This window comes from Streptomyces sp. ID05-39B, assembly GCF_033794725.1.
Classification (GTDB): domain Bacteria; phylum Actinomycetota; class Actinomycetes; order Streptomycetales; family Streptomycetaceae; genus Streptomyces; species Streptomyces bobili.
Genome location: NZ_JARGEF010000275.1, coordinates 1 through 9,930 on the forward strand (window position 1 = coordinate 1; position 9,930 = coordinate 9,930).

General features: G+C 74.0%; 9 protein-coding genes and 2 pseudogenes. 5 read left to right on the forward strand and 6 right to left on the reverse strand.

The annotated features are described in order from the left end of the window. Positions 1-1,643 (reverse strand): annotated as a pseudogene (locus tag P1P75_RS35640) (DNA-binding protein); the annotation flags it as partial. Positions 1,644-1,753: 110 nt separating this feature from the next. On the opposite strand from P1P75_RS35640, the gene P1P75_RS35645 reads away from it, so the two are divergent. From P1P75_RS35645 to P1P75_RS35655, 3 genes and pseudogenes are all read left to right on the forward strand, one after another. Further along, positions 1,754-2,107 (forward strand): hypothetical protein, encoded by a 354-nt coding sequence (locus P1P75_RS35645; RefSeq protein ID WP_319263309.1) that lies wholly within the window; start codon positions 1,754-1,756, stop codon positions 2,105-2,107. Between the two features lie 74 nt (positions 2,108-2,181). Further along, positions 2,182-2,971: pseudogene (locus P1P75_RS35650) on the forward strand (hypothetical protein). Between the two features lie 73 nt (positions 2,972-3,044). After that, a complete protein-coding gene (locus P1P75_RS35655; RefSeq protein WP_319263311.1) occupies positions 3,045-3,680 on the forward strand; it encodes an HAD family hydrolase in 636 nt (211 codons plus the stop codon). A gap of 21 nt (positions 3,681-3,701) precedes the next feature. On the opposite strand, the gene P1P75_RS35660 is transcribed toward P1P75_RS35655, so the two are convergent. Further along, positions 3,702-3,983 carry a hypothetical protein gene (locus P1P75_RS35660; RefSeq protein WP_319263313.1) on the reverse strand — a complete coding sequence of 94 codons (282 nt, stop codon included), beginning with the start codon at positions 3,981-3,983 and terminating at the stop codon, positions 3,702-3,704. 165 nt (positions 3,984-4,148) lie between these two features. On the opposite strand from P1P75_RS35660, the gene P1P75_RS35665 reads away from it, so the two are divergent. Continuing rightward, a complete protein-coding gene (locus tag P1P75_RS35665; protein WP_319263315.1) occupies positions 4,149-4,532 on the forward strand; it encodes a cold-shock protein in 384 nt (127 codons plus the stop codon). A 173-nt stretch (positions 4,533-4,705) separates the two neighbouring features. On the opposite strand, the gene P1P75_RS35670 is transcribed toward P1P75_RS35665, so the two are convergent. From P1P75_RS35670 to P1P75_RS35685, 4 genes are all read right to left on the reverse strand, one after another. Beyond that, complete coding sequence (locus tag P1P75_RS35670; protein ID WP_319263324.1) at positions 4,706-5,557, reverse strand: 1,4-dihydroxy-6-naphthoate synthase; 852 nt, start codon at positions 5,555-5,557, stop codon at positions 4,706-4,708. Between the two features lie 13 nt (positions 5,558-5,570). Then, complete coding sequence (locus P1P75_RS35675; RefSeq protein ID WP_319263317.1) at positions 5,571-6,332, reverse strand: futalosine hydrolase; 762 nt, start codon at positions 6,330-6,332, stop codon at positions 5,571-5,573. Continuing rightward, on the reverse strand, positions 6,302-6,790 hold the full coding sequence (locus P1P75_RS35680) for a DUF2771 domain-containing protein (protein ID WP_319263319.1): 489 nt from the start codon (positions 6,788-6,790) through the stop codon (positions 6,302-6,304). The genes P1P75_RS35675 and P1P75_RS35680 overlap by 31 nt, the downstream gene beginning before the upstream one ends. 234 nt (positions 6,791-7,024) lie before the next feature. Continuing rightward, a complete protein-coding gene (locus tag P1P75_RS35685) occupies positions 7,025-8,458 on the reverse strand; it encodes an MFS transporter (protein WP_319263321.1) in 1,434 nt (477 codons plus the stop codon). A gap of 378 nt (positions 8,459-8,836) precedes the next feature. Here P1P75_RS35685 and P1P75_RS35690 point away from each other — a divergent pair, with 378 nt between their 5' ends. Further along, positions 8,837-9,763 (forward strand): DUF3027 domain-containing protein, encoded by a 927-nt coding sequence (locus P1P75_RS35690; RefSeq protein WP_319263322.1) that lies wholly within the window; start codon positions 8,837-8,839, stop codon positions 9,761-9,763. The last annotated feature ends 167 nt before the right edge of the window (positions 9,764-9,930 follow it).

Genomic DNA, 9,930 nt, shown 5'->3' on the forward strand with positions numbered 1-9,930 from the left:
GTGCGGGGTGGTTGAAGGGGGGCGGCGTGGTGGTGGAAGGGCAGCTTGTCACCGGGGCCCTGCGGGAAGCCGGCGTCCTGCGGTGAGCCCGTGCCCTGCGAGGCGCCCGTACCCTGCGGTGAGCCCGTGCCCTGGTCGGTGACCGGCCCGTGCGGGTGGGCCGCCGGGCCGAGGAGGGCCCGCGCCTGCGACGACAGGGCGCCCCGGCCCGTGATGCCGAGCAGTTCGGCCTCCGACAGGGTCCAGCGGGCCAGCCGGGAGCGGAGGTCGTCGTCACGCTGAGGACCGCGCAGCGGGCGTTCCCAGGCCAGGCGGGCGAGCACCGACTCGGCGGTCGGCGCGGTGCCCTCCGGGAGTCCCGCGAGCAGCGTCAGCACCCGGCGGCGTACCTCCGGGGCGGCCGAGCGGTCCAGGCCAGGACCGAGCGCCGACAGGGTCCGCTCCTTCGTGTCCCGCCCGCCGATCAGCCCCGGCGTCCGGGTCCCCGCGAGCCAGGCCTGCGCCAGCACGACCCACCGCTCGGCGGGGGGTCGCTCCACCCACTCGTCGAAGAACGGGGTGGCCGCGTACCGCTCGTCGGCCTCGCCGTCCGAGGCGATCAGCCCGGCGGCGTACGCCAGCTCGACCCAGAACGCGGCCATCGGCTCCGGCACGTCGAGGGCGACGGCCGTCCGCTTCAGGTCCCGCTGGCTCAGCCCGCCCGCGCGCAGTACCGCGGGACCGCCCTCGTCCCAGTCCTTCAGCAACTCCTCCACGGTGGCCAGCGCGGTGTACGCCTGCCCGGCCGCTGCCGCGTCCACCAGCTGGGGACGGCGGGTCGCCGCCGGCTCCACGGCGGGCGGCACCGGCTCGGGCGTGCGATGGGCGTGGCCGCCCCGCAGATGCAGGGCGACCTCGCGCGGCATCACGACCGTGCCGGGGGCGGTGGGCAGCAGCAGCCCCCGGTCCAGCAGCCAGCGCAGCCGGGCCGCCGGATCCGCGGTCACCTGCCCGTACGGCGGCCCCCAGACCAGCCGCTCCAGGACCTCCAGGGACTCGGCGGGCGCCTCGGTGAGCAGCGCGCCCATCCTCCGGCGGTCGCTGAACAGCGAGGCCAGCGCGGTGACCGCCGACACCGAGTCATGGGTGGACGCCAGCCCGGCCGCCGTCACGATCTCCTGGATCCGGCCCGGCGACATGCCCGCCGTCGCCTCCCGCACGGAGGGGCCGAGACCGGTCGGCGAGGGATGCTGCGGCGAGGGGGCGAGCAGCTCGCGGGCGGTGCGCACCAGCCGCAGCCGGTCGTCGTCACCCCAGAGCAGCGCCTGCTCGCGCAGCACGGCCACGGCACCGGGGAGCGCGGCGACGACGGCCGCGTCCCGCGCGTCCCCGGCCATGAGCCCCAGCAGCTCCTCGTACGCCGCCGGTTCCGCCGCCACGGCCAGCGCCTCCGCCGTCTGGAGCGTGAACCGGTCCAGGTGCTCCAGGGCCCGCACCACCGACGCCCGCGTCCCCGCACGGGTGGCGAGCTGGGTGAGGTCGGTGGGGACCGGGGTGACGAGATCGGGGCGGGCGCGCAGGAGCGCGGCCAGGGACGCGTCGTCCCGGGCGCGGAGCGCCTCCGCGAGGGAACGCGGGGCCGAGGGCTTCTCGTCGCTGCTCATCCGCTCAACGGTAGCGGGTGGCGGGCCCGGTGAGGGGACCCCGCCGGGACCGGGACCCCGTGTGCCAGGTGCACGGCAGGCGAACGGAACGTTTCCCCGCTGACCTCGGGATGAACTTCGTCCGGCGGAACGCCCCAGCCCTGGCAACACTTCGCCCGCAGTGGGTCGCCGTCATCAGCATCGCGATCCCCTCCCTCGGCTTCCTGTGGGAGTTCGCCGTCGGCGGCCGCAAACGGCTCGGCTGCCGGGCGCAGACGGACACGCCGGCCGAGCACGCGACCCAGTCGCCGTACGCCGGCGTGCTGCGGGAGATGCAGCTCGACGGCCACCGGCCGAAGGACCCCTCCTTCGTGCTGCTGCGCAACGAGAACGCCGGCTCCGCCCTGATCGACGACGTCCTGCGCGCCTACGGCAGCCGACTCTGCCCGGAGGTGGACAACCCCCGCGTGTGCCAGCCGTCGTGAGCGCCGGGACGGGGCCACGCTGCGCTAACGTCGTACGGCGGGGTATCCAAGGCACCGGCCCCGGAGGGGACTTCGTGGGTATCGAGAGCGATCAGGTCGTCTACGAGTATCTGAGCCGCGTCGGCGACGTGGCGCAGCAACGGCAGTTGTCGTCGGCCACACGCATGCGGCTCGTGTCCGAGCTGCGCAACGAGATCGACCGGCGGCGCGCCAAGGCGCCCGTCGACAGCCCCGCCGCCGTCCGCCGCATCCTCGACCGGCTCGGCAGCCCGGACGACATCGTCGCGGCGGCGACGGGATCTCCGGGGCGGCGTCGGGGAGACCCCGGACTGGTGGGGCCGCGAGGCGAGCCCGTTCGGGCTGGGGGAGGAGGTGCCGGGGTTCACCGGCGGCGTGGAGATCGCGGACATGCTGCGGCCCCCGCCGAAGCCGCAGGCGGCGAGGACGGAGCCGGTGGAGCGGCTGCCGGAGTCCGACGCGGAGGAGCCCGCCGCCCGCCGACGGTTCCTGCCGTCCCTGCGCGGGGGGCGCTGGAGCAACCCGTTCCTGCTCGTCGCCGCCGCCTGCCTGGTCGCGGGCACGGTCACCGGTACCTGGATCGCCCTGCTCGTCGGCTGGGCCCTGGCCTACGTCTCGCGGCGGCTGTCCGAGGCGGAGAAGAAGTGGGCGGTCTTCGTCCTCCCCGGCCTCGCGGCCACCGGGGGCATCGTCTGGATCTGGGGCCGCACGGCCGGCCGCTGGGGCACCCCGATCCCCGAGGGCCACATGAACGAGGCGCTCGCGCAGACGTGGCCGTGGGTGCTGCGGGGGGCGGCCGTGGCCTCGGCCCTGTTCCTGGTCTGGCGGTCCCAGCGGGACAGGTAGCCCGGACAGCGGGGCGGACAGCGGGACAGGTGGCCGGGACGCCCTCTTGCCCCGGCTCGGCACAATGGTGGGCATGATCTCCGTGCGCTCCGCCGCTCCCGTCGTCGGCTTCGATCTGGACATGACCCTCATCGACTCCCGCCCCGGCATCCACGCCGCCTACGTGGAACTGGCCGCGCGGAGCGGGACGTACATCGACGCCGATCTGGTGGTGACCAGGCTCGGGCCGCCGCTGGAGGACGAGATGGCGCAGTGGTTCCCGGCGGAGCGGGTCGCGGTGATGGCGGACCTGTACCGGGAGATCTACCCGGAGTACGCCGTCACGCGCACGTCCGCGATGCCCGGCGCCCGGGAGGCGATCGAGGCGGTACGGGCGGCAGGTGGGCGGGCGATCGTGGTCACCGCGAAGTGGGAGCCGAACGCCAAGCTCCACCTGACGCACCTGGGCATCGAGGCGGACGCCGTCATCGGCAACCTGTGGGCGGAGAGCAAGGCGGTGGCGCTGCGCGAGCACGGCGCGAGCGTGTACGTGGGCGACCACGTCGGGGACGTTCGCGGCGCCCGTACCGCCGGGGCGCTGTCGGTGGCGGTGCCGACGGGCCCGTGCAGCGCGGACGACCTGCGCGCGGCCGGCGCGGACGTGGTCCTCGCGGACCTGACCCACTTCCCGGCCTGGCTCACGGAGCACGTGACCGCCGGCACGGCCTGACCTGCGGCCACCGTCCGGCGGTTACCGCTCGCCGCGCGCCTGCCGGCGTCCGGCCGCGGCGGACCGCACCACCCCCGCGCCCGCGATCAGGAACCCGACGCCCATGAGCATGCTCAGGCCGAACATGTAGGTGGGAAAGGGCTTCGCGTCGAGGAACAGCGGGGCCACGGTGACCAGTGTGGCCAGGGCGCCGACGAAGAACACGAGGGCACCGGCCCGGATCAGTCGGTCACCGGGCGCGGCGAAATTCGCTTGGTCCCGCGGGCTGGGAGATGTACCCCTGAGGGGAGGAGTGTCACGCACCCGACCAGGGTAGTTCCCAGCCCGAAGGGAACAACCGGGGGACGTCTTGTCACCCGGACAAAGACCATTAGCCTTGGAAGCGGCGGGTCAAGGTGGACCCGCCGCCGCGTTATCAAGACCCGTTTCCCCTGCGGTTTTCCGACGAGTACGAGGACGAGGACAGACGTGCCCACCGGCAAAGTCAAATGGTTCAACAGTGAGAAGGGCTTCGGCTTTCTCTCCCGTGACGACGGCGGTGACGTCTTCGTCCATTCCTCGGTCCTGCCCGCCGGAGTCGAGGCGCTCAAGCCGGGGCAGCGCGTGGAGTTCGGCGTCGTGGCCGGACAGCGCGGTGACCAGGCGCTCTCGGTCGTGGTCCTCGATCCCACACCCTCGGTCGCGGCCGCCCAGCGAAGGAAGCCCGACGAACTGGCCTCCATCGTCCAGGATTTGACGACTCTCCTCGAAAACATCACGCCGATGCTGGAGAAGGGCCGTTATCCCGAGAAGACCTCCGGCAAGAAGATCGCGGGACTGCTGCGCGCGGTCGCCGACCAGTTGGACGTGTGACGCACGAACAGCGGCCGCCCGGCTTACGGGAAATCGAGTGACCGCGGGCCGAGGGGCCGGTACCAGCCCCTCGGCCGCCGCGCGGGGCACCTCTTTCTGTCGCCCTTGCACCGCTTCGCGGGCTGCGGGCGGTTGTGCCGGACTCCGTCCGGCGGCTCCGCTGACCCGGTGGCTCAGGGGAACGAAAGCGACTCGGGCCCGAGCGCCGGTACCAGCCCCTCGGCCGCCGCGCGGGTGAGCAGCCCGCGCACGGCCGCGTAGCCGTCCTCGCCGAGGTCGGCCGTGAACTCGTTGACGTACAGCCCGATGTGCTGGTCGGCGACGGCCGGATCCATTTCCTGGGCGTGTTCCATGACGTACGGGCGGGAGACCTCGGGGGCGTCCCAGGCGGCGCGCACGGAGGCGCGGACCGAGTCGGCGAGGCCGGTCAGGACCGCCGTGCCGAGGGACCGCTTGGCGATGATCGCGCCGAGCGGGATGGGCAGCCCGGTGGTGGACTCCCAGTGCTCGCCCATGTCGGCCAGCCTGTGCAGCCCGTAGTTCTGGTACGTGAAGCGGGCCTCGTGGATGACCAGGCCCGCGTCGACCTTCCCGTCCCGCACGGCGGGCATGATCTCGTGGAACGGCATGACGACGATCTCGCCGACCCCGCCGGGGACCACGTCCGCCGCCCACAGCCGGAACAGCAGGTACGCCGTGGACCGCTCGCTCGGCACGGCGACGGTACGGCCCGTCAGGTCGAGCCCCGCCTCCCTGGTCAGCACCAGCGGCCCGCAGCCCCGCCCCAGCGCACCCCCGCAGGGCAGCAGCGCGTACTCGTCGAGGACATAGGGCAGCACGGCGTACGACACCTTCAGCACGTCCAGTTCGCCGCGTTCGGCCATGCCGTTGGTGAGGTCGATGTCCGCGAACGTCACGTCGAGCGCGGGCGCGCCGGGGACGCGGCCGTGCGCCAGGGCGTCGAAGACGAAGGTGTCGTTCGGGCAGGGGGAGTAGGCGATCCGCAGCGGCTGGTCGCCGGTCATGTCGCCGGTCATGTCACTGGTCAGGTCGGTGCTCATGCGGGTTCCAACTCTCCAGGACGGGTGCGAGCTTCCCGAACGCCGTCGTCAGGGCGGCCAGCGCCTCACCGATGCGCCAGGCGGCGCGGTCGCGGGGGCCCACCGGGTTGGAGACCGCGCGGATCTCCAGCACCGGTACGCCGTGCGCGGCGGCGGCCTCGGCGACGCCGAAACCCTCCATGGCCTCGGCGAGGGCCCGCGGGTGGCGGGCGCGCAGTGCGGCGGCCCGGGATGCGGTGCCGGTGACCGTGGACACGGTCAGGACGGCGCCCGCACGGGCTCCGGTGGCCTCCACGGCCTGCCGTACGAGGGAGCCCGGCGGGTGGTGGGTGACGGTGCCGAAGCCCAGTTCGGTGACCGGCAGGAAGCCGTCGGCGGTCTCCGCGCCCAGGTCGGCGGCGACGATCGTGTCGGCGAGGACCAGGGAGCCGACGGGCGCCTCGGGAAGGAACCCGCCGCCGATACCGGCCGAGACGACGAGGCCGTACGGCGTGCCCGCCAGGGCGGCGGCGGTGAGGGCGGCGGAGACGGACGCGGCGGCGAGGGCGGGGCCGACGCCGGCGGCCAGCAGGTCGTACGCCGTGCCGGTGCGGTGCGGGGTGACACCCGGCAGGCGCACCGGGCTGCCGGGCTCCGGGAACGCCCGTGCCACCGCGTCCCGTTCGGCGGGGACCGCGGTGGCCACGAGGATGCGGGCGCAGGACGTGGTCAGTCGTCCTTCTTCAGCTTGAACGACCACAGGCCGGTCGCCGACTGGCTGTCCTTCTTGCCGTCGCCCGCCTTGATGGTGACCAGGGTCGAGTCGCCCTGGGCGCCGTACTGGGCGTTGAAGAAGACGCTGCCGGGGATGGCGCGGTAGGTCTTGTCGCTGTCCTCGGTGAGCGGCTGGCCGTTCAACAGGATCGTCCAGCGCTGGTCGGCGACGTCCGGGTCGACACCGAAGCGGACGGTCTCGTCCGGGTCGACGCTGATGGACTTGATGTCCTTGTCGGCCAGGCACTTCGCCAGCTCGGCCTGTCCGAGGACTTCGTCCTCACCACCGCAGGTGGCCCCCGAGCTGACCGAGGAGGAGCCGACGGTGATCGTGGACAGCGGAGTCGGCTTGTCGCACGCCGACAGGACGAGCAGTCCGGCGGAAACGGCGCCGGCGGCGGCGACGGCGCGGCGGCGTCGCACAACGGATCGCATCGAGGTCATGGGGCGAAGGCTATCGGGCACGGTCAGCGGTCTCTCTACGTGGGGTGCGGCGCGGCCGCGGGTTACGCCACGCGGGCTGGGGCCGGGCGGCGGGGCCGCCCACATGCGGGGTGGGCCGGCGTGCCGGTTGGGCGGCTTTCGGCCGCCCGGGACGGCCGCCGCGGGGCGGGGCCGGCACACCGGGCCGCCTTCGTTCGGGGAGCCGCCGTGCCGGGCCGGGCCAAGGCCCGTCGGTCAGGCGACCTTCGTGCGGGCTGAGCCGCCGTGCCGTCCGGACCCGATCAGGCTTCGGGCGGTGGTCGACCACCCGATGGCGATCACCACGGCGGCCACGGAGAGCCCCAGGGTGCCGCTCAGCGGCATCACGATGCCGACCGCGCCCCCGAACACCCAGGACACCTGCAGCATCGTCTCCGAGCGGGCGAACGCCGAGGTGCGCACCAGCTCGGGCACGTCCCGCTGGATCAGCGCGTCCAGGGACAGCTTGGACAGCGCCTGCGAGAACCCGGCGATGGCCGTGAGGCACGCCACCAGGAACGCCCCGAAGAAGACCGCCGTGGTGATCACCGCGCCCAGGACCACCGCGACCACGGTCACGATGATCAGTTCCGGGGCGCGTGAGCGCAGGGCCGCGCCCACGGAGGTGCCCAGCGCGTTGCCGACGCCCGCCGAGACGGCGACGATGCCCAGCGACACCGCCGCGCTCTGCCCGGTCATCGGGTGTTCGCGCAGCAGGAACGCCAGGAAGAACGTCAGGAACCCGGACAGCCAGCGCAGGGACGCGTTGGCGCCCAGGGCGTGGATGACCGCGCTGCCGACCGTCCGCAGGCCGGGCCGCTTGACGGGGCGGATGTGCGGGCCGTGCAGATGCTGTGCGTCGGCCGCGAGCAGCGCCCTGTCCTCACCCTTGGAGGAGTCGACCTTGGCCGGCAGGGTGAACGACAGGAACGTGCCCGCGACGAAGATCGCGAAGGCGCCGTAGAGCGGATAGCGCGGGCCCAGGACCTGGAGGGCGCCGCCCAGGGGCGCGGCCAGACCGGTGGCCAGGAGACCGCCCAGGGTGACCCGGGAGTTGGCCTTCACCAGGGAGAAGCGCGGTGGCAGCAGACGCGGCACGACGGCGCTTCTGACCACGCCGTAGGCCTTCGACGCCACCAGGACGCCGAGCGCGGCCGGATACAGCTCGATGCTGCCGGTGACGACCGCGCCGGACAGCACCAGGGCGAGGAGCGCCCGCGCCGCCATCGCGCCCGCCATCGCCGCGCGGCGGCCGTGCGGCAGCTTGTCGAGGAGGGGGCCGATGACCGGGGCGAGGAGGGTGAAGGGGGCCATCGTGATGGCCAGGTAGAGGGCCACCCGGCCGCGGGCCTCGTCGGTGGGGACCGAGAAGAACACGGTGGACGCGAGCGCGATGGTGATCATCACATCGCCGGCGCCGTTCACGGCGTGCAGCTCGATCAGTTTCCCGAGGCCGGACTCGCCGGCGCCGTGCGCGTGCGTCGCCTTGCGGATGCCGCGGGCGGTTCCGGTGAACGGCAGGTGCAGGGCACGGCCGATCGCGCGGACGGACCCGTTCATCCGGCCCGAACCGCTCACCCGGCCCCTCCCCTTGTCGCCCCTCGCCCCACCGGTTCCGGTGGAGCCCTGGGGTGTTCTCGCGGCTGCCACCCCGCCATAGTGCCCCGAGAAACCCGCATGTAGCGCGGATACCGCACGTATGGGCGTGCACGTTCCGGCTCGTGGACGGCTTCCGGGGGGCTCCTGGACCAGCTCCCGGGCGGCTTGTGGGCGGGCCGGGGACCGGGTCGGCAGGGGGGACGAGTGCGGGGAAACTCGGCGCGGAGGGCCGTAGAAGGACCGTCGGTGTGGGATGAGCGGCCGCGAACAGGTAGCGTGCGTATCTCAGCCATCCCCCACAATGGATGGCACAGGTGCGCCCGAGCGCGATCGGACGCTGACGTCGACGCGGCCCACTGGTCCGCTCCGTCCGCTCCGCCGCCGGTGGCAACCGCACCCGAGTGACGGCGTAGGAGAGAAGCGATACCTGTGAGCGCAGCGACCACGCGAAGCCGCACCCCCGACCGCCTGTGCGCCGAGGCCGTCGACCTCGCCCGCGCGGCGGCAGAGGAGGCCGCCGCACCCGGCGTGGTCGGGGAGCACGTAGGCGTCCTCGCCGAGGGTGACCGGGTGGTGACGCACTTCTTCCGGTGCATGGAGCTCGGCTACCGGGGCTGGCGCTGGGCGGTGACCGTCGCGCGCGCCTCGCGGGCGAAGGCCGTGACGCTGGACGAGGTCGTGCTGCTGCCCGGTCCGGACGCGGTGCTGGCCCCCGAATGGGTCCCGTGGAGCGAACGCCTGCGGCCCGGCGACATGGGCCCCGGCGACCTCCTTCCCACGGAGGCCGACGACCTCCGTCTGGAGCCGGGCTACACCGGCGAGGAGGGCCCGCCGCCGAACTCCCCCGTCTCCGAGGAGATGGCTGAGCTGGTCGAGGCGGAGGACGCCGAGGTCACGGCCGCGCCGCCCGCGAAACTGCCGGCCGTCCCGGCCCGCGGGTCCATCCCCGCGGTGGCGGAGGAGCTGGGGATGCGCCGGGCGCGCGTCCTGTCGCGCTACGGCCTGCACACCGCCGCGGACCGGTGGGACGAGGCGTTCGGGGCGAAGACCCCGATGGCGCAGGCGGCGCCGGCGTCCTGCGTCAGCTGTGGCTTCCTGACGCCGATCGGCGGTTCCCTCGGGCAGGCCTTCGGGGTCTGCGCGAACGAGTTCTCGCCGGCGGACGGGCGTGTGGTGTCGCTGGCGTACGGCTGCGGGGGGCATTCGGAGGCGGCGGTCATGCCCACGCCGCCGCGGCCCGCGGAGCCGGTGATCGACGAGAACCGGGTGGACCCCTTCCCGCTGCGCCCGGCGCCGGACTCCGGGTCGGTGCCGGCGATGCCGGACGAGGAGTCCGCGGAGCTGGGGCACTCGTAAGGGGGTTCCTCGCCCCCGCCGCCCCTTCCCGACCCGAACCCTGGGGGCTGCCGCCCCCGGTCCCCCGCTGTCATCTCACCGAGTCGGGGCGTACGTGGGCGTAGGCCCGGGGTTTGGGGCGGAGTCCCGGGCGGTGTGGTGTGACCGGCCGAGTCCGGTGGTGGGTG

Bases quoted from the DNA above. Each gene is read 5' to 3' on its own strand.
- P1P75_RS35645 (WP_319263309.1), top strand. From the start codon at position 1,754: ATGAACTTCGTCCGGCGGAACGCCCCAGCCCTGGCAACACTTCGCCCG.
- P1P75_RS35655 (WP_319263311.1), top strand. From the start codon at position 3,045: ATGATCTCCGTGCGCTCCGCCGCTCCCGTCGTCGGCTTCGATCTGGAC.
- P1P75_RS35670 (WP_319263324.1), bottom strand. From the start codon at position 5,557: ATGACCGGCGACCAGCCGCTGCGGATCGCCTACTCCCCCTGCCCGAAC.
- P1P75_RS35680 (WP_319263319.1), bottom strand. From the start codon at position 6,790: ATGACCTCGATGCGATCCGTTGTGCGACGCCGCCGCGCCGTCGCCGCC.